The organism is Micromonospora sp. NPDC048830, assembly GCF_043198215.1.
GTDB lineage: Bacteria > Actinomycetota > Actinomycetes > Mycobacteriales > Micromonosporaceae > Micromonospora.
On record NZ_JBICUP010000055.1, the window covers coordinates 16,110 to 38,358 of the forward strand.

Genomic DNA, 22,249 nt, shown 5'->3' on the forward strand with positions numbered 1-22,249 from the left:
TCTCTTTCTTTCTCTCGCGTTCAGTGCGTGTCGGCATGGCCACTGAGCCGGCCGTTCATGCTGTATCGCCGACGCCGAGTAGTTTCAGGATCTTCTGTTCGAGCGCGCTCACCCGAGGGTCGCTGAGCTTGCGCGGATGGGGGATGTCCACGTCCAGGCACTCAAGGACTCCGGCGGGCCGGTTGCCGACCACTACGATCTTGCTGGCGAGCGTCAGCGCCTCCGTGACGTTGTGCGTCACGAACAGGACCGTGGTCCGGTTGTCGAGCCAGGTGCGCTGAAGGAACGCCCGCTGGGTGCGGGCGGTCAGTTCGTCGAGGGCGGAGAAGGGTTCGTCCATGACGAGCACGCTGGGTTCGGTGGAAAGCGCGCGGGCGAGCGACGCGCGCTGCTGCATGCCACCTGATATGGCCGCCGGGTAGAAGTCCTGGTAGGCGGTGAGGCCCGCGATCTGCAGGTACTCGTCGGTGGATTTACGGTAGTCTGTCTTCCGTTCCCGCGACCGTTCTTTGCGGGTGATATCGATGTTCTCCCGAATGGTCCGCCAGGGCAGCAACCGGGCGCTCTGAAAGACGAACCCGATCTCGGCTGCGGGCGGCGCGGACACCACGCCGCTGGATGCGGCGTCGATGCCGGACACCAGATTGAGGATCGTCGACTTTCCGCAACCCGATGGGCCGAGAATTGCGACGAACTCGCCGGGCTGCGCGCTGAAACTGACGTCCCGGAGCACCGGCAGCTCCGTTCCGCCCCGCATGCGGAACGTCTTGGACACCCGGTCCAACGTCACCGCCGAACTACCCATGGTCCGACTCCTTCGCTGGGTCTCGGTGCGTCTCCGGCCGCAACCGGCCGCCCGGTCGGTCGCGCCACGCGAACAGGCGGCGCTCCACGGGGCGGATCACGGCGTACTCGAGGAAGAGAACGAAGGCCATGAATCCGATGGTCCAGGCGATCACCGATTGGAGGTCGAAGAGCTGGAAGCTGCGCGTGACCTGGTAGCCGATGCCGTCGGTGAGCCCGATCGACTCGACGATGACGACGTACTTCCAGGTGATACCGAGGCCGGTCCGCAGCCCGGCGAAGGCCGGGGTGAGGAGCTGGGGGAGCAGAACGTGCCGGACCACGGCGCGCCGTGAATACCCGAACACCTGGGCGACCTCGCCGAGCGAGCGGTCCAGTGCTTTCGACCCCTGCCAGAAGTTGACCGTGATCAGCGGGGTCGCCAGGTAGGCCAGCACGACGATCGCCGTCGACTCCTTGAGGCCGAGCGCGACCAGCAGGATCATCGCCATGAACAACCCGGGCTGAGATGTCCCGATCAGGATGAACATCTCGAAGAAGGACTCGACCCGCCGTGATTTGCCCATCGCCGTGCCAAGGACCGCCGAGGTGACGAAGGCGAGACTGAACCCGATCAGCACCCGGTAGGCCGTCGTGCCCAGCTGGGCGTAGAACTCGTGGCTGGTCATCAGGTCGGCGACCTGACCGAGGGTGGCCGCGACGGGCGGCAGAACGCCTCGCAGCACCAGGCTGCTCGCGGCCCACCAGGCGAGAAGGAAGCACAGGACGAAGGCCCCCCGGGCGGCGAGCCGGCTGGTCGTCGAGTCAGCCGCCGGCATGGCCTGGTTTCTCGCCACCCGCCGGGCTCTGCCGTAGCGCTCGGCGAGGGCTCCGAAGGACGTCATGACGCCAGGAGCAGGGAGTCGACGGTCACGGCCTTGGTGATCAGGCCGTCGCGCCTGGCGTGGTCGAGGCCCGCCTGCACGTACTTCAAGGCGGCGTCGGTGAGCGACGGAGCGGCGAGGCGGGACAGCCGCTGCTGGAACAGCTGGATCGCCTTGGCGTCCAGGCCCGCGGCCTTGCCAGCGACCTGGTACGGCGCGGGGTCCGTGGCGGCGGTGCGGGTGGCCTCCGTGAAGATCGTCGTCAGTTTCGCCGGGTCCTGCTGTTGCGCCCAGTCCCGGCGTACCGCCCAGCAGTTGGCCGGCGCCATCACCCCATTGCGCCGCGACGCCTGCCAGGTCCCGATCTGGATCAGTTCGCGGGCCTTGCCCTGGCTGAGGATCTTCGACACGAGGGGTTCGAACAGGGCGACCGCCTCGAACTCACCCTTCTCGAACAGTCCCAGCATCACCGCGGCGTCGGCGAGCGACGTCAGCTTGAACTCCTTCTCGGGGTCGAGGCCCTGCTCCATCAGGGCCTCACGGGTCTCGAAGTAACCGCCCGAGGTGCGGGCTGGAAAGCCCACCCGCTTGCCCACGAGGTCCTCGATGGACTGATATGGGCTGTCCGGCCGCACGATAATGGCGTTGTGGGATGCCCACGCGGGGGCGATCGCGACCACCGGCGCGCCAGCCTCCTGGGCCTGGGCGATGTTGACCCAGCTCATCAGCGCGGCGTTCGTCTTGCCGCTCCGCACCGCGAGGACGGCGGCGTCCTGAGCGAGCTCTTCCAGCCGCGCCACGTACCCCTGCTTCTCGGCCGCCATCCGGAGCGCTTCGCGGTAGACACCGGAGGCGCCGGTCGACGAACCGCCCGCGATGATCGTGTGCTGACCCGGTGCGCCACCGGAGGCGCGGGAGTCTCCACCGCCGCAGCCCGTCAGGGCGGAGATCGGAAACGTGCCGCCCACCAGCCCGGCGGCCTTGAGAAGGTTTCTGCGACTGACTCCCGCAGTCGACGGTCGTTCATACATGGTCTCTCCAACGTTCAGGTAGTACCGGCATGGCGCCGCGGCCTGTTCCCAGTCGGGCGGCTTTTCTTCGATGGAGTGCGGGGCTTCGTACGGGAGGCGGACAGTTCGAGCAGGGCCGTCAGGACGGCCCGACGGGCAACAGGACGGCCGGTTGGGGAGTCAGCGATGCCGATGCCAACCACTGGCGGGCTCCGGCCCAGGTACCGTCGTTCACGAGTACGGTCCGGGCGTGCGCCATGACACGCGGTGCCTGGATACCGAGCACCGCGGTGGGTGCGAGCTCGTCCCCGATGAAGGAGATGGAGGCTCCGCCCGAGTGCGCGGTCAGCACCTGGGCCACCGCTGGTGACTGGCCGGCGAACTGAATCTTCACCCCCAGCAGGTCCGACCAGAAGTACGGTGGCGCGCTCCACTCCGGCACTGCCGAGCCAGACGGGCGACCGGAGAGCGCATCACCAGTGATCACGGCCTGTTCGCGCGCCGCGGTCCACTGCTCGGTCCGCATCTGGCTGCCGGTCCAGCGGTTGTACCACCGGGCCACGTCGCCCACCGCCCACACGCCGGGCACCGCCGTCGACCCCCGGTCGTCGCAGGGCACGCCGTCGGGATCGGCCAGGCCGCTGCCGGCAAGCCATTCGACGTTCGGCACGGTACCGACGCCGACCACCACCGCGTCGCACTCGATCAGCTCGCCGCTGGCGAGCCCGATCGCCGAGCGCTCGTCCCCGTGGCGCACCGACACGATCCCGGCCCCGCACAGCAGCCGTACCCCCGCGCGCAGCAGCGGCGCCGCGCACAGCATGCCGAGTTCCGCCGGCAACACCCGGGACAGTGGGCTGTCGGACTTCTCCAGGACGATCACCTGCCAGCCCCACGTCGCCGCGACAGCCGCCAGTTCGAGACCGATGAACCCGGCACCGACGACCACCAAGCGACCCCGGGCGGGCAGAAACGCCCGGAAGCATTCGGCGTCGCCCAGGGTCCGCACGTAGAAGACCCGCTGCCCGGGAGGGAACTCCGGCAGCTGGCGCGGACGTGCTCCGGTGGCGACCACGATCTCATCGCCGGGCAGCGCACGCCCGTCGCTGAGCCGCACCACCCGCTGCGCGACGTCGAGGGCTTCGGCCGAGGCCCCCGTCCACAGCTCGATCCGGTTCTGCTGGTACCACTGCGGTGAACGCAGCAGCGTCCGCTCCACCGGTAGGGGGTGTCCCCGGTCCAGGAACTGCTTGGAAAGGGGAGGCCGGTCGTAGGGCAGGGCCCCCTCGTCACCGACGATGACGATCTCGGACGCGTCACCGCGCGCTCGCAACTGTGCCGCGACCGAGACGCCGGCCAGCGAGGCACCGACAATGACGATGCGGCGCGTGGACATCTACGCCTCGGCGATTCTGAGCGCCGCGGCGGGGCAGACCCGCACCGCGCGCTCGGCCGACTCGCGCTGTTCCTGCCCCGGCGCGTCGTTCAGGACGACTGCCTTGTTGGTCCGCGCGTCCAAGTCGAACAGCTCGGGGGCCTCCATCACGCAGTTGGCGTAACCCAGGCATTCCTCAACATCGAGGTGAATCTTCACGTGATCGTCCTTCCCGGTACTCGTGCCGATTGAAATGTCGTGGGTGCTGAGGTCGGACAGGGTCCGGGACCGAAGGCGGCGGTCGCGCCCGCGTCACCACCCGGCGAAGGCGGACACCGTCTCGTCGCTCACCGCGCCGCCGAGGACGTCCGCCATGGCTTCGGCGAGAATGTCCACCGCCCGGTCGACCTGGGCCTCGGTGATGACGAGGGGCGGAGTTATCTCAAGCACGTTCCCGCCCACGTAGTAGACGACCGCGCCGAGTTGCCACGCGCGGTAGACGACCTTCCGGGCGAACAGGTTGTCGCGCTGGAGGGTTTCCCGGTCGCTCACCAGGTCGAGCCCGATCGCCAGGCCACGCCCACGGACGTCGCCGACGCGGGCGGCGACCGCGTCTCCAGCGGCGCCGTCCGCGACGGCCCGCAGGCGGCCGACGAACTGGGCCCCCCGCGCCGCTGCCGCCGCCGGCAGGTCCTCGTCGCGCAGGGTGCGCAGCACGGAGCGGGCGGCAGCGGTGCAAATCGGGTTTCCGGCCGTGGTCAGCAGCGCCGATCCGGGGGCGACGTCCAGGATCTTCGCGGGGCCGACCGCCGCGGAGATGGGCAGGCCACCACCGAGTGTCTTACCCAGCGTCACGATGTCGGGCTGGATGTCCTCGTGCTGGAAGGCGTGAAGCGTTCCGGGCCGTCCGAGCCCCACCTTCACCTCGTCACAGATGAGCGGGACGTCGTACTCTCGGGTGAGGCGGTGCAGTCGCGCGAGGAACCCCTCCGGTGGCAGGATGAGGCCGCCATCGGAGAGGATCGGCTCCACGATCACGCAGGCGACGTCGTTACCGCGCAGAGCCGCCGCCACGACCGAGAGGCTGTAGCCGATCTCGTCCCCGTCGCTCTGCTCGTGCGGCCGTAAGGGATCGGGGTAGGGTGCGAAGACCGCGCCGCGTGCTGGTGTCGTCGAACCGGCTTCCACATGGACCGCTGACACGCCGAGCGCGGTACCCACACCCCCGTGGTAGCCGTGCTCGAAGGCGACGACGCGTTCCTTGCCCGACGCCTTCTGACAGGCACGGATCGCCACGTCGTTCGCGTCCGATCCGGCGTGGCCGAGGTAGACCCGCCGAGCACCGTCCCCGGGTACCAGATCCAGCAGGTCCTCGGCGAGCCCGACGGAGTCCGGGTGGACCGCGGAGAGCCCACCTGCCCCGGGTGGGCTCTGGGCGGCGCGCGTGATCGCCTCGACGATCCGGGGGTGGCCGTGCCCGAGGCCGCACGCGGTCCAGGTGGCGGTGAGATCGATCAGTTCTCGCCCGTCCGGGGTGACCAGGATGCTGCCGGACCCGGACACGACCTCCAGGGGGTAGAACCTCAGCTTCTCGATCGCCGCTACTGCGGCCATGTCCCGCTCGTAGAGAGTGGCGGTCATGATTCCTCCGGCGTGCTGGGGTCACTGCCGGTCAGGCGGCAACCCGAAAGGGGGGCGGAACGGCGGCGGGAAGACACCGCGACTGTAGTGATGTGTACAATCTGCAGTCAATTGGTCTTCAATAAATCGTTTGTTACAGATTCGTCGTTGAGCTGCGGCGTTACCGCCTCCGGCACGCCCCGGATCAACCGCGGCACGGCGTAGGGCGGGTCGGTACGCAGTTCCGGCGGAAGGAGCCGCTCGGGGACGGCCTGGTACGCGACGGGGCGCAAGAAGCGCTCGATCGCCCGACTCCCGACCGACGTGGTGGCGGCTGCCGAGGTGGCCGGGAAAGGCCCACCATGGACCATGGCGTGACACACCTCCACGCCAGTGGGCCACCCGTTCACGATCACCCGGCCCGCGATCAGCTCCAGTTCCTCGATCAGCGCCGCAGCGAGCGAATCGTCGGCGTCGCCAACGTGCATCGTCGCGGTCAGCTGGCCCGGCAGAATCCGCAGCAGCTCGGCCAACTGCGCCTCGTCGCGTACGCGCACGACCACCGACGCCGGGCCGAAGATCTCTTCAGAGAGAGTGGGCTGGCCGAGCACGACATCACCGGTCGTGACGAGCAGGTGCGGTGCGGCAAACGTCTCGGCGGTCCCGTCGCACCGGGACAGCGCCACCGTACCGACCCCGTCGAGGCTGGTCACCTCCGCGAGCCGCCGCCGGTAGGATGCAGCGATCTTGGACGTGAGCATCGGCCCCGCAGGCATGGCACGGAGGGCCGCCGCAGCGCTGTCGAGGAAGCGGTGAGCGAGCGGACCGTCGAGCACGTAAACCAGCCCCGGCTTCGTGCACAGCTGGCCCATGCTCCCGGTCACCGAAGCGACGTAGTCGACGGCGAGGGCGCCGGCCCGCCGGTGCAGGGCGTCGGGCAGGAGGATCACCGGGTTGACCGCGGACATCTCGGCGAAGACCGGGATGGGCGCCGGGCGACGCTGCGCCGCGGTGGCGAGTGCCATCCCGCCGGCCCGCGACCCGGTGAAGGCCACAGCGGCGACGAGCGGGGCCGTGACCAACTGCTCGCCGAGTTCATCGCTGGCGCCTTGCAGCAGCGAGAAGACCCCCTCGGGGAGATCGTGCGACCGCACTGCCTCCCGCACCACCCGCCCGACCAGCTCCGACGTTCCCGGATGCCCCGGGTGCCCCTTCACGATCACCGGCGCTCCGGCGGCCAGAGCGGCGGCGGTGTCCCCGCCCGCGACGGAGAACGCCAGCGGGAAGTTGCCGGCAGCGAAGACCGCCACCGGTCCGAGAGGAACCGCCCGTTGCCGGATGTCCGGCCGGGGAACCGGGACCCGGTCCGGGTCGCCCGGGTCGATCCGCGCCTGGCGCCAGCTCCCGTCCCGCACGACCGCGGCGAACAGCCGTAGTTGCCCGAGGGTCCGCGTCATCTCGGTGTCGGCCCGGGCGGCGGGAAGGCCGGTTTCCGCGACCATCCGATCGGTGATCAGGGCCCGGTTCTCCTCCAGGCCGGTGGCGATGTTCTCCAGGAACGCCGCCCGCAAGTCCGGTCCAGTGGCGCGGTAACGCGGGAAGGCACGCCAGGCCAGGGTCGTCGCACGTGCCACGTCCGCCGAAGAGGCTTCAGCGAACGGCGGATGCAGAGCCGCACCTGTACGCGGATCAATGGCGAGGAACGTGCTGCCCTCGTGGTGGGCAACGTCGGTGAAGCCGACGAGCGAGGTGCCGCGAATCTTGGGCCTCACCGCGAGCTCACCTTCTCGATCAGGGCGGCCAGGTCTTCGAGCTCGTCGCGGGTCAAATCGGTCAGCGGCGGGCGGACGGGCCCGGCCGGACGACCAATCACCCGCATTCCGGCCTTGATGATGCTGACCGCGTACCCCGGCCTGCGGCTGCGCAGATCTCCGTAGGGCAGGAAGAACGAGTTCATCGCGGCGTGCACGTAGTCGGCGTCGCGGCGCTGGACAGCGTCGTAGAACTCGAGCGCGAACCCGGGCAGGAAGTTGTAGATGGCCGAGGAGTACGTCGTCAGGCCGAGCGCCTGGTAGGGCATCGCGAACATCTCGGCGGTGGGCAGCCCGCCGACGTACAGCAGCCGGTCGCCCAGGCGGGCGTGGACGCGGGCCATCTGCTCGATGTCGCCGATCCCGTCCTTGAACCCGACCAGGGTCGGGCAGTCCCCGGCCAGCCGGGCGAGCGTCATGTCGGTGTAGACCGCGTTGGCCCGGTTGTAGACGATGACGGCCAGGTCGGTGGCCCGGCAGACCGCCCGGACATGCTGTTCCAGTCCGCTTTGGCCGGCCTCGGTGAGGTACGGCGGCAGCAGGAGGATGCCGTCGGCACCGGCCCGCGCAGCGCTTCTGGCCATGTCGACGGCGCTGGCGGTGCCGTGGCCCGCCGGGGCGATGACCGGCATTCCGGTCGGCGCCTCCTCGACCGCCGCCCGGACCACTCGCTCCACCTCGTTCGGGGTGAGGGAGAAGAACTCCCCGGTCCCTCCGGCGGGAAACATGCCAGCGCATCCCTGGGCGGTGAGCCAGCCGATGTTGTCCCGATAGGCGGCCTCGTCGAAGGCCAGTTCGTCGTCCAGGTGGGTGACGGGGAACGCCAGGAGTCCCGAGCCGAGGCGCTTCACGACTTCATCCGGCGGCATGGCGACCATCTGTTCCGAACTCCTTACGACGGTGAGGAGCCCGACGCTAGTCACCAGCTAGTATTCACGTCCAACACATCTAAGGCATGGATCAATACAGGGAAGGTATCGATTGGTCACCCTCGCGCAGCTGGCATGCTTTATCGCGGTGGCAGAAGAGCTGCACTTCGGGCGCGCGGCCGAGCGACTGCGGATGACGCAGCCGCCGTTGAGCCGGCAGATCCAGCTGCTGGAGCGGCATCTCGGGGCCCCACTGCTCGACCGGTCGAGCCGCTCGGTCAGGCTCACGCCGGCCGGCCGGGCGTTCCTCGACGACGCCCGACGCATCCTCCGGGACACCGAGCGCGCCACGCTCGCCGTGCGCCAGATCGGCGCCGGGACCTCGGGGACACTGCGCATTGGGTTCACCGCGGGAAGCGCCCACTCCGGGCTGCAGGACGTCCTGCAGCTCGCGCGCGCCGAACTGCCGTCGGTAGCGGTTGATCTCCGGGAACTCGTCACCCAGAAGCAGCACGAGGCCCTGTCGGAGGGCGCGATCGACCTCGGCATCGCCCGTCCCGCCTCGCGACCGCCACACCTGTCGTTCCGCGCTCTGTACGAGGAGCCGTTCGTGGCCGCCGTACCGGTGGGGCACCCGCTGAGCTCCGGGGACGAGCCGCTGCCCCTCACCGCGTTGCACCAGATCAACGCGGTGATGTATTCGCCCATCGACTCGCGGTACTTCCACGACCTTCTGACCAGGGCATTCTCCGATCTTGGAGTCATCCCGCAGGCGGTGCAGCATCTCTCGCAGATCCACTCGATGCTGGCGCTCGTCCAGGCGGGGTGGGGCCTGGCGCTCGTGCCGCGGTCGGCGACCAGGATGCGCTTCGAGGGGGTGCGCTACCGGCCCCTGCGGGCGGACGTTCCGCTCAAGGCCTCGCTGGAGCTCGTCTGGCGGTCAGCGAACGACAGCCCCGCGCTGCTGCGGCTGTTGGAGCTCCTGCCAGCACCGGACGACGACGCCCGACCCTGACTGGAGCAGGCACCACCCCGGCCCGGGGCTCGGTACGCTTGCCCCTCCGCACCGTGCACCCCCACCCGCAACCGTGGAGGCCGGCACCGGTCGCGGTATCCGCACAAGAAGGGACACCTAGCGTGATGACCCTCGATGTCCTGGACGGCGATGCTCGTACGGAGACCGTGGCGTCCCGGATCCGCTCCGCCATGGACCGGCTTTCCGCCAAGGAACGTCAGGTCGCGCGAGTCGTCCTGGCGCAGTACCCGGCCGCCGGCTTGGAGACCACGACCGCCCTCTCCTCGCTGGCGAAGGTCAGCGGCCCAACCGTCATCCGGTTCGTGTCCCGGCTTGGCTACCGCAGTTACCGGGAGTTCCAGACGGCACTGCGGGACGAACTCGTAGCCAAGACCGCCTCGCCGCTCACCAAGTCGGCACCATCGGCCGCGCAGACGGCCACGGGTGAGTTCCGCGCCACCGCCGCCGGCCTGTTCGCCGAGGGCGTCCGTCGCACCCTGGCGGAGATCCCGGACGCTGAGTTCGACCGGGCGGTGGCCCTGCTGGCCGATCAGGATGCCCGCGTTCACATCCTCGGGGGCAGGTTCACCCGGCTCGCGGCGGAGTATTTCGCGATTCATCTGCAGGCGCTACGCCCCGGTTGCCACATTCACCCGGACGCCCGTGCGGCGGCCACCGTCACGCCTGACCTACGCCGGCGGGACTGCGTCGTCGCCTTCGACTTCCGCAGGTACCAGGCGGACACCATCGCGCTCGTCCGTCTGGCGAGGGCCCGGCGGGCGAGCGTCGTGCTGATCACCGATCCGTGGATGTCGCCCATCGCCGAGATGGCCGATGTCGTGCTCACGGCGAAGGTGGACGCGGTGAGCGCCTTCGACAGCCACGTCTGCACCGTGGCTCTGGTCGAGACCTTGATCGGGGCGCTCCAGGGCCGGCTGCGCGACACCTTCCCGAGCCGCATGCGAGAGCTGGAGCAGATACGGGCGTCGCTCGAACCTCAGGCGTAACCGCCGTTACGGCCGTCAGCTAATTCCATCGCGACGTAACTGCTGTTACGATCGCCGCCCATGAAGGTAGACCAGGCGCTTTGGCCGTGGCGCCGTTCCCACCTGATCCACCAGATCGAAGCTCTCCCCCTGGTCGATCACCACGTGCACAGCGTCTTCGATCGGGACCTCACGCGCGCCGAGCTGGAAGCTTCGATCACGGAGGCGCCCCGTGGCCCGGCGGCCCCCCACTCCCAGTTCGACTCGCAACTGGGATTCGCCCTCCGCCGGTACTGCGCGCCCGTGCTCGGCCTGCCGCCCTTCGCCGATCCGGACAAGTACCTGGCCCACCGCAAGCGGCTGGGTTTCCGGTCGGTGACCCGGCGACTGACGCGCGCCGCGGGCATCAGCGCCTACTGCCTCGACGGGGGATACCGGTCCGACCAGCTCATGGCGGAGAACACGTTCGGCGAACTCAGCGGGGCCACCGTTCACCGGATCGTCCGGCTGGAGACGGTGGCGGAACAGGCCGTGACGGGTTCGGTGTCGGGTGAGGACTTCCTTCGCCGCTTGGCGAACATGCTGGACGACTACGGCAGTCGGGCTGTCGGCTACAAGACGGTGGCCGCGTACCGGTGCGGCCTGGCACTGGACCCCGCACGGCCCACCGACACCGAGATCCTCGCCGCGGCCGCCCGTTGGCACGGCCAGGTGACCGGTGGGGACGCGCCCCGGCTGAAGGACGCAGTTCTGACCCGGCACCTGATCTGGTGGGCCCTCGAACAGGGCAAACCTCTCCAGGTCCACACCGGTTTCGGCGATCCGGACCTGACCCTCCGGATGGCCGACCCCGCGCTGCTCCAACCGCTGATCGCCAGATCGGAACGCACAGCCGGCAAGTTGGTGCTGTTGCATTGCTACCCGTTCGAGCGCAGCGCTGGCTACCTGGCCCACGCCTATCCGCACGTCTATCTCGACACCGGCCTCGCGGTCAACTACTTGGGAGCGAACGCCGAGTCGCTACTACGCTCCGCCATGGACCTGACGCCCTTCCACAAGCTGCTCTTCTCCACCGACGCGTGGGGGCTGCCCGAACTGGTGTACCTTGGCGCGCGGCTGTGGCGGACCGCCACCGCGCGGGTCCTCGCCGAGTACGTGCGCCGGGAGGACTGGCCGATCGCCGAGGCCGTCCGAGTGGCCCGGATGGCCGGCTCGGAGAACGCCCGCGCCGTTTACTCGCTCGGTCGGGGGTACTGATGGCCGCGTCACGAGACGACGCCGGGACGCCGGCCTACCACCACCTCTTCCAGGCCCTCGACGCCCGAATCCCGGAAGCGGCGCTCTTGCGCGAACGGCTGCACCGGCAGCCACGCGTCTCCGGTCAGGAGGACGACACCCTCGCCACCCTGCTGGAGTATGTACCCATCGGCGCCGCCATCGACCTGATCGAGACCGGTGGGGCACTGGTCCGCGTCGGAAGGGACGGGCCGAGCGTGGCGCTGCGGGCGGAGCTGGACGCCCTGCCCATCGTGGAGCGCACCGGCGCCCCGTTCGCCTCTGTCAACGGGGCCATGCACGCCTGCGGCCACGACGTGCACATGGCCGCCGTGATCGCCGTGCTGAACACCCTCGCCGGGGTACCGGACCTGCCGGCACCGGTGGTGGCAGTGTGGCAACCCCGGGAGGAGACCCTGCCGTCGGGGGCGATCGACCTGCTGGCCAGGCCGCAATGGGCCAGGCACAACATCACCGCGGTGATCGGCGCACACGTGCAACCGGCCCTGAACTCGCTCAAGGTCACATCGAACGAGGGCACGGTCAACGCCGCGTCCGACGAGTTCACTGTCAGTTTCAATGGGCGGGCGGCGCACGGGGCGTACCCCCACCTCTCCGCCGACCCGGTCCTCGCTGCCTCGGCCTTCGTCCTGGCGGCCCAGCAGATCGTCGCACGCAACGTGGACCCCCGAGAGTCCGCCGTGGTCTCCGTGGGCGCGATCCACGGCGGCGAGGCGCCGAACGTCATCCCTGCCAAGGTCGACCTCGCCGGGACCATCCGCACCAGCTCGCCCACCCAGCAGGCCTACCTGCACGGCCGGGTCAGGGCGATCGCCGAGTCGATCGCCACGGCCTACTCGTGTACCACCGAGGTGGACCTACGGCTGGGCAACCCGCCCCTGGTCAACGACGCCGCGCTGGCTCGCACCACCGCCAGCATCCTACGTCTGCAGGGATTCGACACCGACCACGAGTTCAGGTCCTTCGGAGCTGACGACTTCGCCTACTACGGCCGGGCGGCGCGCATCCTGATGCTCTTCGTCGGCACCTCCGGCGAAGGCGGCAGCCTGCACTCCGATCGCTACCTGCCCGACGAGGACGCCGTCCGCCGGGTGGCCCACGCCCTCCTCGCCGGCTACCTCGCCGCGTCGGCCGGAACGGAACCCGCCGGCGACGTTCGCCAGCGGGTTCCGTTGGCCGCCACCGTCCCCCCACCACCTCGCCATGCCGAAAGGTGATTACGCATGACGTTTCAGAAGCAGCTTTCAGACATCGTCGTCGGGTCCGTCGTCGACATGAGCGGCGTGGCACGCGCGAAGGTGGTCCCCGCCTCCCGGGTCCGCACCTTCGCTAGCTCCGGCCTCGGGGCCTCCCCCAGTTGGAACGTCTTCTGCGTCGACGACCAACTCGCCTTCACACCGAACTTCTCGGTGGTGGGCGACCTCCGCCTGCGGATCGACGAGAACGAACTGCGTCACCTCGGGCCGGGCGTCTCCTGGGCGCCAGCGCGCATGTGCGAGCAGGACGGAACACCGGCGAGTTCCTGTCCACGTACCACCCTGGACGCACTCTGCGAAGCACTCGGCGCGTGCGGTCTCGAGGCGCGGATAGGGCACGAGCTTGAGTTCACACTGGTTTCCCATGATCGGTCGCCCCGGCGGCCGTGGGCCGCGTACGGCCTGGGCGCTGCGATCGCCCACGCCGACTTCATCCGCGACTTCCTGACCGCCGCGCAGCGGGCCAACCTGCCAGTGGAGCAGGTTCACGCCGAGTACGGACCTGGGCAGATGGAGTTGTCCCTCGCCCCTGCCCCGCCTACCGCCGCAGCGGACAACGTCGTACTCGCGCGGATCCTCGTCTGCTCGATCGCCCGGCGACACGGCGTTGACGCGTCCTTCTCCCCCATGCCGTACGCCGACGGAAGCGGGAACGGAGCACACCTGCACTTTTCCCTTACCCGCGACGGCAGGCCACTCTTCTCGGGGGGCCCGGGACCGCACGGTCTGACCCGGGAGGGATCTGCTGCGATCGGCGGTCTCGTCCGGTTCCTTCCCGAGGCATTGGGCGTGCTGGCCAACTCGGCCGTGTCGCGGCTGCGCCTGCGGCCCGACACGTGGTCCGGCGCGTACTGCTGCTGGGGGCTGGAGAACAGGGAGGCCGCCGTGCGGCTCTGCGCGGCGACCAACGGAAACCCGTGGGGCGCGAACGTCGAGGTGAAGGTGGTGGACCCGTCCGCCAACCCATACCTGAGCAGTGCGGTTGTGCTGGGGATGGCGCTCACCGGCATACGTCAGGAGCTGACCTTGCCGCCGGAACTCCGCCGGAACCCGTCATCGCTGACGACCGAGGCACGCGCCCAGGCCGGCATCGAACTGCTGCCCACCGACCCGTGGGACATGCTGAAGCAGCTCGAGAAGTCAGCGGTCATACAGCAGATCCTGGGCGCGTCCGTACTCGAGGCCCTGGTCGCGGTGCGGCACCGGGAACACGAGACGTACCGCGATGTCGAGCCGGACGAACTTACCGCCCGGCTGCGCTTCGCCTGGAGCATCTGACCCTGATCCCCGAGGACGGTCACCCTGGATCACCGAGGTCGATACTGACCAGGTGGCGAAGCGTGGACCGGCGCGGCCGGTGGGAGACGGGGTTGACGATCAGCTCGTCGCCCAGGTGGTGGAACAGGCTCGCGCGACGGGTCTGCAGCTCACCGGCGAGGGCGGGCTGCTGCAGCAGTTGACCAAGCGGGTCCTGGAAGCCGCTCTCGACGGTGAGATCACCGATCACGTGGGCTATGACAAGGGCGACCCGGCCGGAGACAACGGTGGGAACTCCCGTAACGGCGTGCGGAGCAAGACGGTGCTGACGGAGGTCGGGCCGGTGCAGATTGAGGTGCCTCGGGACCGGGACAGCACGTTCGAGCCGCAGATCGTGCGGAAGCGTCAGCGCCGGTTGTCCGGGGTCGAGGACATGGTGATCTCCCTGTCGGCCAAGGGGTTGACCACGGGGGACATCCAGGCCCACCTGGCCGAGGTGTATGGCGCCGACGTGTCCCGGCAGACAATCTCCACGATCACCGGTTGATGGTGCCTTCGATGGCGCCGGAGCTGTGCGGCAGGGTCAGGCAGTCGCGGATGGCGTCGAGGTCACGGCGCATGTTGAGGGCGAATCCGGCGAGCGGCGTGAGGGTGTCGTGTTCGACGGCGGCGATTTACTCGTCGAGGCGTTCGCCGTGGCGGCCGGTCATCATTGCCGCGAACGTGCGTACGTGTGTGACCAGCCGGTTCAGGTCATGGTTCCGGCGGCGCAGGTCGCGTAGTTTGGCGGCGTCGCGGGGATCGAGGTGGTCGGGGTGGGTCATGATCCATGAGGTGGCCTGGCGGACGGAGTCCCGCTCGCTGTTACCCACGCCGGACTGCCCTCCAACATCCCGGGTTGGGCCCTGCGGTTCCGATATATAGGAGGCAGTAATGACCCAAAGATCGAACGATGGCTCGGGTTTCGCACGTCGGGCGATGCTGGGCGGTGGCCTCGCCTCGGTGGGGCTAGCCGCGTTCCCGTCCGCCGCGAAGGCGTCCGGCGAACCAGCACCGAGGGAGTACGGGCGGACCTCACGCACCCGGTTGGTGCTGCTGGGGACCGCCGGCGGACCGCCATGGTTTCCGAACACCACACGCGCGGGCATATCCTCCGCCGTGTGCGTCGGAGACCGCTACTACCTCGTCGATGCCGGTCATGGCGTCGGACATCAGATGGTCAAGGCCAAGCTCCCGGGCTGGCAGGATCCGGCGAGAGTGGGCGTGCTGCATCAACTGCGAGCGATCTTCCTGACCCATTTGCACTCCGACCATGTCTGCGATCTCAACAACATCTTCACGACGGGACTGGTCAACGGCATCCCGCGCGCCGATCTGCCCATCAAACTCTTTGGGCCCGGCGATCGGGGTGCCCTGCCACCGCTCTTCGGCCCGGCTGCGGCGCCGCCAGTGGTGTGTCCCGAGAGCCCCACCCCCGGGACGCGGGAGATGTGGCAGCACCTGGTCGAGGCATTCGCCACGGACTACAACGACAGGGCTCGCGACAACCGGTTACCGGTACCCCAACAGTTTGTCGAAGCGCATGACGTGCAGTTGCCGGAATGGGTCGTAGCGGATCCAAACGGCAATCCCGAACCACGGATGAGCCCGGTGGACGTTTACGAAGACGATCGGGTCAAGGTCAGCGCGACGCTGGTCCAGCACGCGCCAGTCTTTCCCGCCCTGGCCTACCGCTTCGACACTGACGAAGGCTCGATAGTCTTCTCCGGCGACACCGGGCCGTCCGAGAACCTCGTCGGACTCGCGAGCAATGTCGACGTACTGGTGCACGAGGTGATCGCGGAGGAATGGGTCGACCAGCAGTTCCCCGAGCCTCGCACGGAGACTCAGGAAGCTATCCGGCAGCACCTACTCGCCGCCCATACGACCATCGCTCAGGTCCCGGTGATCGCCGAGCGCGCCAACGCCAAGAACCTCGTCCTGAACCACCTCGCCCCGGCGAACTGGCCTGAGCATGCCTGGCGCGCAGCGCAAAACGGATATTCCGGCCTTCTCATCGTCGGCAACGACCTTGATGTCATCAACGTCGGTGGAGGCCGAAAGAGGTAGCGAAAGCAGCACGTCCCACGTATCAACGGTCATTGGGGTTCAGCTCTGGCACGGCCGTAGGATGATTTTGGTGATCTTGGTTCGGGTGGTCGGATTTGCGTGCACCCGGCCATCTCGATGTCCGGCTGATGACAACTTCTCCCGCAACGGGACTCCTGAGACATGATCTTCGTGCTCCACACTAGTTGATCTGGGTCTGTTGCGTTGGGCGAAAGCATGATCGACTCCGGCTTGCCGGGTGTGGTCTGCTGGGCCGGTGAGGTCGTCGACTCGTGTCCGGTCCTGGTCTCCGCCTGCGTCGGCGTTCGTCGGGTTCCGGTTCCCGCCCGAGGTGATCGTGCTGGCGGTCCGTTGGTGTCTGCGGTTCAACCTCTCGTACCGGGATGTGGAGGAGTTGCTGGTCGAGCGGGGTGTCGAGGTGGATCACGTTACGGTCTACCGGTGGGTGCGGCGGTTCATCCCGCTGTTGGCCGACGCCGCTCGCTTCGCTCGTCACTCACCTGGTGACCATTGGTTCGTGGATGAGATCTACGTCAAGGTCAACGGGGTGTGGCGGTACGTGTACCGGGCCGTGGACCAGCATGGTCAGGTCATCGACGTGCTCGTCTCGGCCCGTCGGGACGCCGCGGCGGCCCGGCGGTTCTTCCGCCGGGCGCTGACCACGCCGAAGGTCACGCCCGGCCAGATGGTCACCGACGCGGACCCGGTCTATCCGAGGGTGCTCGATGACCTGGTCCCGTCGGCGCGGCACCGCATCGAACGACACGCCGACAATCCGATCGAGGCCGACCACAGCCAGCTCAAGCACAGGCTCAGACCGATGCGCGGACTCCGCACCAACCGCACCGCGCAAACGATCATCGCCGGCCATGCCTTCGTTCAGAACCTCCGACGCGGACACTACGAACTCGCCGCTGACGTCCAGCCCGGTCTGCGGGTGGCCGCCGCGTTTACGGAACTGGCCCGAGCCATCTGACAGTGCCCGGTGACGCGGCTCGGCGTGTCCACCGATCCGCCAACGCAACAGCGCCGTTGATCGTGTTGCCATCTCTGGTGGTGGAAGTCGCCGGGGTATGTCATGATGGCTGCTCGGACGCCGGCGAACTGTCGCCGACGTGTAGGGACTGCCTCGTACGAAGCTCTTACTCACAAAGGCTCTTGGAATCCGCCATGAGCGATATATCGCCCGGACCTGCTAGGACTTGGCAGGTTGCGGCCGGACCCTGTTGGACGGGTTCGGATGAATGGAGACCTTCTCCGTAGTCGCATTGAAGCATGTGACTACGGATCAGAAGGTTAGGGGTTCGAGTCCCTTCGGGCGCACCAACTTGACCAGGGAAGATAGCCGATTGGCTATCTTCCCTGTCGTCATGTGAGTCACGTGTGAGTCACACCTGTGACACACGTACTTGGGCTCGCGCGGCGCGCTGAGCTGCTGACCTGTCTGGCGGCGCTGCGGGTTCGTCAGGTGGGTGCGCTCGAAGGGCTCGGACTCCTACCTTCCGGTCTGTCGGACTCAATCTGGTTGAGGAAGACTGTGACGTTTGGTGTAGTGAAGTCCGGTTCTCGTGTTCGGGCTGCTGATGTCTGTCCGGCCGTGCTGCGGGCTCTGCCTGCTGTTGGATTCGGCTTCTGGGGTGGGTGCTGATGCGCACCTCCGATGGGCTGGGCCGGGTGTACCGGCGGTGTGGCTGCCGTGACGAGGAGACGGGTAAGCAGTTCGGCGCTCGCTGCGAGCGGCTGGCGGACCTCAGTCACGGGCGCTGGTACTTCTCGCTGCAGGTCAACGGGGTGGACGGCGGTCGTGATCGGGTTCGCCGGGGCGGGTTCGCGACCCTGACTGAGGCGGAGCGGGCGTGTTGGGAGTTGGCCCGGTTGCCGGGGCCGGAGGCGGTGGCGCGGACGTGGACGGTGCGGCGCTGGCTGCGCTTCTGGCTGTCGGAGCTTGAGGGCCGGCTGAGGCCCACGACGGTGCTCAACTACCGCAGCATCGTGGAGAAGTACCTGATCCCGCACCTTGGCGTGTATCGGTTGAGCAAGCTGCGCGTGAAGACCGTTCAGCGGGCCATGGACGCGATCTGCCGCCAGGTCGTACGCGGTGGCCGGCTGATCTCGCCGGGCAGCGTGAGCCGGATCCGAGCGGTGCTGCGCAGCGCGTTGTCGGAGGCGAGACGGCAGGGCATCGTCGGCCACAACCCCGCCCGGAACCTGCGGCTACCGAACGGGGCGCGCCCGCACGCTGTGGTCTGGGATGACGAGCAGGAGGCGGTGTGGCGCGAGACCGGCGTGCGCCCACGGGTCGCGGTGTGGGACCTCGACAACCTGGCGCGGTTTCTTGTGGCGGTGCGCGACGATCCGCTGTTCGTGCTGTGGTGGCTGGTGGCGCTGCGCGGCCCGCGCCGGGGCGAGATGGCAGGCCTGCGCTGGGAGGACATCAACCTGGCCGCAGGGGAGCTGACGATCAGGGAACAGGTCATCGTCATCGGCGGGCGGGAGCACCTCGGCCCTGTATGGTGCCAAAACTAGATTCCGGCTGCTGACTAGCGGGTTCAAGGATTCGTTCAGGCGGCTCGATGGTACTCGTTGATGATTCCTCCCAGCCGCCGTCGGCGTCGAACGACGCCGTCGATCGGCACGGCGACGCCCGGGTCATGGTTGGGTGCCACCTGTCCGTGGCCTTGGTGCGGCCGGTGATCATTGAAGTGTCGGACGTATTCGGTCAGTACCGTCCTGGCGTGCCGTTCGCCGTAGATGAGGAGGTGGTCTGTGCACTCCTCGCGCATGCTGCGGCCCCAGCGCTCCACGAAACAGTTCGCCCTCGGTGTGCGCGGCGGCGTCTCGACCAGCACGTACAGCCGGCGCAGCCACACGGTATCGACGTGGAAGAAGTCGGTGGCCAGCAGGCCGGTGGCCTGGGCGCGCAGGAACGTTCGCCAAGGCGTGTCGGTCTGGTGGGGTGCGGGGCCGAGGCGGCCACGGGCCAGGATTCGGCGGATGGTGTCGAGGCCGACGCGGTGGCCCGGTCCGAGCATCTCGCCCTGAATTCTTTTGTGGCTTCAGCGGGGGTTGTCCCGGGCTATCCGGCGGATGAGCTCGCGGGTCTCGTCGCTGATGGGTGGTCGGCTGCCGCGGTGGGGGTAGGTCCAGCGGCGTTGGACCAGCCGGCGGTGCCAGGCCAGCAGGGTCGCCGGGGTCACGATCCGGTGGATGCGGACCGTGCGGGGCAGGCGGCGGGCCAGCGCGGACAGGATCGCCCGGTCTGGCCAGGACAGTCGTGGTCGGCCGTGGACCTGACGGTGCAGCACCGCGACCTCGTGGCGCAGGGCCAGCAGTTCCGCGAGCACCGCGCGGTCGCTCCGAGCCGCGAGGAGCAGAGCGTCGAACAGGCGGATCGCGACCAGATAGATCAGCTGGAAGACCATGACCACGAAGGTGCCTTATGCCCATGAAGCCCCAGCTCACTGCAGGTGCGACAGGTATTGGCACCGTACAGCGTGGTTCCTACGAGGCAGGCAACAGAAGCTTGGTAGAGTGAGTCTACGTAGAAGGCGTCTACGTAGACTGGGATTACATGATGGCGGGAATCTTCGTCGGTCGAACGGCCGAACTTGCCTTGTTGCAGAAGCGGCTGGACCGGCTCCGAACAGGGAGTGCCGGACTGGCGGTCACCATCCGGGGCCGGCGCCAGGTGGGCAAATCGCGGCTCGTCCAGGAGTTCTGCAACCGCGCTGAGGTGCCTTACCTCTTCTACGCCGCAACCAAGGGCGCGTCCTCTACCGAGGCGATCTCCACCTTCCTGGCCGAGTTGCGTGATTCACCGCTGCCGACGAACCCGGATTTGGTGCCGATATCCGCCGGAGGTTGGCCAGACGCCTTCCGGTCGCTAGCCTCTGTCCTCCCGGACGTCCCATCCGTGGTCGTTATCGACGAGGTTCCATGGCTTGCCGAGCAGGATGCGCTCTTCGACGGCGCGTTGCAGACGGCTTGGGACCGGCTACTGTCCACCAAGCCCGTACTCCTTCTGCTCCTAGGCAGCGACGTCCACATGATGGAGCGGCTGACCGCATACGACCGGCCGTTTTTCGGCCGCGCCGACGCGCTCGTGCTCGGGCCGCTGAACCCGGCGGAGACGGCGCGCGCGCTGGATCTCAGCGGGGCAGATGCAATTGATGCGCATCTGATCTGCGGAGGTCTCCCGGGGATCATTCGGGCCTGGCCACCGGCCAAGCCGCCGCTGGCCTTCCTCGAAGAGGAGTGCGCCGATCCGGCCTCGGTCGTCTTCAGCATCCCGGAAGCGGCGCTGCTGGCCGAGTTCCCCGCGCCGGACCAGGCACGCCGCGTCCTTGAGGCAATCGGTGGCGGCGATCGGGCCTATGCCAACATCGCCTCGACGGCAGGCGGTGCCCAATCTCCGCTCGCGTCCGGTCTGCTTTCCCCTCTCCTGCGCCGGCTGGTGGAGGAAAAGAGGGTGCTGGCCGTCGACGAGCCGCTGTCGACGAAGCCGAGCAGACCGGCGTTGTATCGAGTCGCCGACAGCAACTTACGCCTGTACCTGGCGATTCTCCGTGGCGCGCAGGAACAGGCCCGTCGAGGCCGCCCGGAGGCAGCATTCAAACTCGTCCAGCGGCGCTGGAAGGGATGGCGTGGCCGCGCCGTCGAACCGCTTATCCGAGAGTCCCTGGAACTCGCCGCGATCGCCGGAAGCCTGCCCTGGTCAGACGTGCAGGCGGTTGGGGGTTGGTGGAACCGCCAGTTCAACCCGGAGATCGACATCATTGGCGCGGACCGGGCGCCGGTGGCTCAGACCGTCTACTTCGCGGGTTCGATTAAATGGCTCAGCAGTCCTTTCGACGCGCGCGACCTTGCCGAACTGGCGGCGGGCGCGGCACAGGTGCCCGGCTTCGACCACAGCCGTTGCGGGCTCGTGATCGTCTCCCTCAGCGGCGTGTCGCCACAGGTCGACTCGACGAAAGCGGATGTGGTGTGGGGTCCTTCGGAGATCTTGTCGGCCTGGCGGGGGTAACCGCACAGGCCGCCTACGCGATCTGCTCCGGGTTGAGCCGCTTCCGCGCGATGCGACGGTTCTCGTGCGGGTGGGCCAGATGCGGCGGAGAAGCTGACTGCTCACGCTGAGCGGGTTCGCCGTGCGTTCGTTGCCGGAGACGACGACGCGCCCGCGGTGGCAGTCGTTGTGAATCTCGCCGAACACCACAACGGCACGATCGTGCACCTCGACGTGCGTCCTGGCGCCGTGGACAGTTACCTGGCGTTGGCCCGGCGGGTTCAGACCGCCGCACAGCACGGCGGGTGACGTGGTCGACGACCCCTTTACTCGGCCGGATTATGCTTGAGGCGACCTGGGCAAACGTGCGTGAGCATGCCGCTGGGCCACCGGACTACTGGGGGTCAAGGGGTCGTCGGTTCGAATCCGGCCGTCCCGACGGTGTGAGCTGGTAAAATAGACGCTCGCAGCGAACACATTGGACGATCGCTGTGACCAGGTGGCCACGGCGATCGTCTTTTTGTGGCTCTGGACAACGTAGCAAAGCCGGCATTTGACGCTATGGGCGTGACCGGATGGTCGCATTTCGACCGATCCGCGGTGCATCGCGCAAGACGCGGAATCAAGGGGCCGCTGTGACGTCCAGTGCCGGACAATGCTGATGAGGCGCGTCGGGGTGGGATGCCCGCTGGTGGCGTGGGTCGGCCTGCCGGCGCGCAATCTGGCGACTGACCCCGCTGGCGGGGCGGCGGGCCCGCCCCCGGGGTTGACGGGCTCGCGGCAGGCAGTGATGGCACGCAGCGTCAGATGGTGCCCGTCGGTTGGACCGGCGAGCTGAGCGATCAACCGGGCTTGGCGGCGGAGCTGCACGGCCCACACAAGCGAATTGGGGCTCTTGTGATGTTCTCGTGGGTGGGTTGACGCCCTGATCAACAGGGCACGCCGTGTCCCGTCTAGGTTTCTGGCTTGTCGAAGG

Annotated in this window: 21 protein-coding genes and 1 pseudogene; 11 read left to right on the forward strand and 11 right to left on the reverse strand. The window is 68.3% G+C overall.

Annotated features, from left to right (window positions below):
* Nucleotides 1-55: 55 nt before the first annotated feature.
* The 8 genes from ACGFIZ_RS30075 to kdgD all read right to left on the reverse strand — a co-directional run bounded on the left by ACGFIZ_RS30075 (nucleotide 56) and on the right by kdgD (nucleotide 8,361).
* A complete protein-coding gene (locus ACGFIZ_RS30075) occupies nucleotides 56-805 on the reverse strand; it encodes an ABC transporter ATP-binding protein (RefSeq protein ID WP_393425329.1) in 750 nt (249 codons plus the stop codon).
* A complete protein-coding gene (locus ACGFIZ_RS30080; protein WP_393425332.1) occupies nucleotides 798-1,688 on the reverse strand; it encodes an ABC transporter permease in 891 nt (296 codons plus the stop codon). The genes ACGFIZ_RS30075 and ACGFIZ_RS30080 overlap by 8 nt, the downstream gene beginning before the upstream one ends.
* Nucleotides 1,685-2,698, reverse strand: coding sequence for an ABC transporter substrate-binding protein (locus tag ACGFIZ_RS30085; RefSeq protein WP_393425335.1), 1,014 nt, complete (start codon nucleotides 2,696-2,698; stop codon nucleotides 1,685-1,687). Before ACGFIZ_RS30085 ends, ACGFIZ_RS30080 begins: the two co-directional genes overlap by 4 nt.
* Nucleotides 2,699-2,816: 118 nt before the next feature.
* Entirely contained in the window at nucleotides 2,817-4,073 is a 1,257-nt protein-coding gene (locus tag ACGFIZ_RS30090) for an NAD(P)/FAD-dependent oxidoreductase (protein ID WP_393425338.1), read from the reverse strand.
* Nucleotides 4,074-4,271: a ferredoxin gene (locus tag ACGFIZ_RS30095; protein ID WP_393425341.1), complete on the reverse strand. Its 198-nt coding sequence runs from the start codon at nucleotides 4,269-4,271 to the stop codon at nucleotides 4,074-4,076.
* Between the two features lie 93 nt (nucleotides 4,272-4,364).
* Nucleotides 4,365-5,693, reverse strand: coding sequence for an aspartate aminotransferase family protein (locus tag ACGFIZ_RS30100; protein WP_393425344.1), 1,329 nt, complete (start codon nucleotides 5,691-5,693; stop codon nucleotides 4,365-4,367).
* A 107-nt stretch (nucleotides 5,694-5,800) separates the two neighbouring features.
* Entirely contained in the window at nucleotides 5,801-7,444 is a 1,644-nt protein-coding gene (locus ACGFIZ_RS30105; protein WP_393425347.1) for an aldehyde dehydrogenase (NADP(+)), read from the reverse strand.
* Nucleotides 7,441-8,361, reverse strand: a complete 921-nt coding sequence (gene kdgD, locus ACGFIZ_RS30110; protein WP_393425350.1) for a 5-dehydro-4-deoxyglucarate dehydratase — start codon at nucleotides 8,359-8,361, stop codon at nucleotides 7,441-7,443. The genes ACGFIZ_RS30105 and kdgD overlap by 4 nt, the downstream gene beginning before the upstream one ends.
* Before the next feature lie 103 nt (nucleotides 8,362-8,464).
* Here kdgD and ACGFIZ_RS30115 point away from each other — a divergent pair, with 103 nt between their 5' ends.
* The 6 genes and pseudogenes from ACGFIZ_RS30115 to ACGFIZ_RS30140 form a co-directional block, all read left to right on the forward strand.
* Nucleotides 8,465-9,367 carry a LysR family transcriptional regulator gene (locus tag ACGFIZ_RS30115; protein ID WP_393425353.1) on the forward strand — a complete coding sequence of 301 codons (903 nt, stop codon included), beginning with the start codon at nucleotides 8,465-8,467 and terminating at the stop codon, nucleotides 9,365-9,367.
* A 125-nt stretch (nucleotides 9,368-9,492) separates the two neighbouring features.
* Nucleotides 9,493-10,374, forward strand: coding sequence for a MurR/RpiR family transcriptional regulator (locus ACGFIZ_RS30120; protein WP_393425356.1), 882 nt, complete (start codon nucleotides 9,493-9,495; stop codon nucleotides 10,372-10,374).
* Nucleotides 10,375-10,434: 60 nt separating this feature from the next.
* Nucleotides 10,435-11,610, forward strand: a complete 1,176-nt coding sequence (locus tag ACGFIZ_RS30125) for an amidohydrolase family protein (protein ID WP_393425359.1) — start codon at nucleotides 10,435-10,437, stop codon at nucleotides 11,608-11,610.
* Entirely contained in the window at nucleotides 11,610-12,866 is a 1,257-nt protein-coding gene (locus tag ACGFIZ_RS30130) for a M20 family metallopeptidase (RefSeq protein WP_393425362.1), read from the forward strand. Before ACGFIZ_RS30125 ends, ACGFIZ_RS30130 begins: the two co-directional genes overlap by 1 nt.
* A 6-nt stretch (nucleotides 12,867-12,872) precedes the next feature.
* Nucleotides 12,873-14,183, forward strand: a complete 1,311-nt coding sequence (locus ACGFIZ_RS30135; protein ID WP_393425365.1) for a hypothetical protein — start codon at nucleotides 12,873-12,875, stop codon at nucleotides 14,181-14,183.
* 115 nt (nucleotides 14,184-14,298) lie between these two features.
* A pseudogene (locus ACGFIZ_RS30140) lies at nucleotides 14,299-14,703 on the forward strand (transposase); the annotation flags it as partial.
* 133 nt (nucleotides 14,704-14,836) lie between these two features.
* Here the strand turns inward: ACGFIZ_RS30140 and ACGFIZ_RS30145 are convergent.
* Nucleotides 14,837-15,034, reverse strand: a complete 198-nt coding sequence (locus tag ACGFIZ_RS30145; protein WP_393425368.1) for a hypothetical protein — start codon at nucleotides 15,032-15,034, stop codon at nucleotides 14,837-14,839.
* Nucleotides 15,035-15,095: 61 nt separating this feature from the next.
* Between ACGFIZ_RS30145 and ACGFIZ_RS30150 the strand changes: the two genes are divergently transcribed.
* The 3 genes from ACGFIZ_RS30150 (at nucleotide 15,096) to xerC (ending at nucleotide 18,797) form a co-directional block, all read left to right on the forward strand.
* On the forward strand, nucleotides 15,096-16,271 hold the full coding sequence (locus ACGFIZ_RS30150) for an MBL fold metallo-hydrolase (protein ID WP_393425371.1): 1,176 nt from the start codon (nucleotides 15,096-15,098) through the stop codon (nucleotides 16,269-16,271).
* 256 nt (nucleotides 16,272-16,527) lie between these two features.
* The gene (locus ACGFIZ_RS30155; protein ID WP_393425374.1) at nucleotides 16,528-17,247 is read left to right on the forward strand and encodes an IS6 family transposase; all 720 of its coding nucleotides are present in this window, start codon (nucleotides 16,528-16,530) and stop codon (nucleotides 17,245-17,247) included.
* A 671-nt stretch (nucleotides 17,248-17,918) separates the two neighbouring features.
* A complete protein-coding gene (xerC, locus tag ACGFIZ_RS30160) occupies nucleotides 17,919-18,797 on the forward strand; it encodes a site-specific integrase (protein ID WP_347671374.1) in 879 nt (292 codons plus the stop codon).
* A 35-nt stretch (nucleotides 18,798-18,832) separates the two neighbouring features.
* Here the strand turns inward: xerC and ACGFIZ_RS30165 are convergent, their stop codons facing one another.
* Nucleotides 18,833-19,303, reverse strand: a complete 471-nt coding sequence (locus tag ACGFIZ_RS30165) for an integrase core domain-containing protein (RefSeq protein WP_393425377.1) — start codon at nucleotides 19,301-19,303, stop codon at nucleotides 18,833-18,835.
* Between the two features lie 24 nt (nucleotides 19,304-19,327).
* Complete coding sequence (locus ACGFIZ_RS30170; protein WP_393425380.1) at nucleotides 19,328-19,693, reverse strand: hypothetical protein; 366 nt, start codon at nucleotides 19,691-19,693, stop codon at nucleotides 19,328-19,330.
* A gap of 149 nt (nucleotides 19,694-19,842) precedes the next feature.
* On the opposite strand from ACGFIZ_RS30170, the gene ACGFIZ_RS30175 reads away from it, so the two are divergent.
* Nucleotides 19,843-21,294: an ATP-binding protein gene (locus ACGFIZ_RS30175; protein WP_393425383.1), complete on the forward strand. Its 1,452-nt coding sequence runs from the start codon at nucleotides 19,843-19,845 to the stop codon at nucleotides 21,292-21,294.
* 156 nt (nucleotides 21,295-21,450) lie between these two features.
* Nucleotides 21,451-21,582, forward strand: coding sequence for a hypothetical protein (locus tag ACGFIZ_RS30180; protein WP_347670557.1), 132 nt, complete (start codon nucleotides 21,451-21,453; stop codon nucleotides 21,580-21,582).
* The last annotated feature ends 667 nt before the right edge of the window (nucleotides 21,583-22,249 follow it).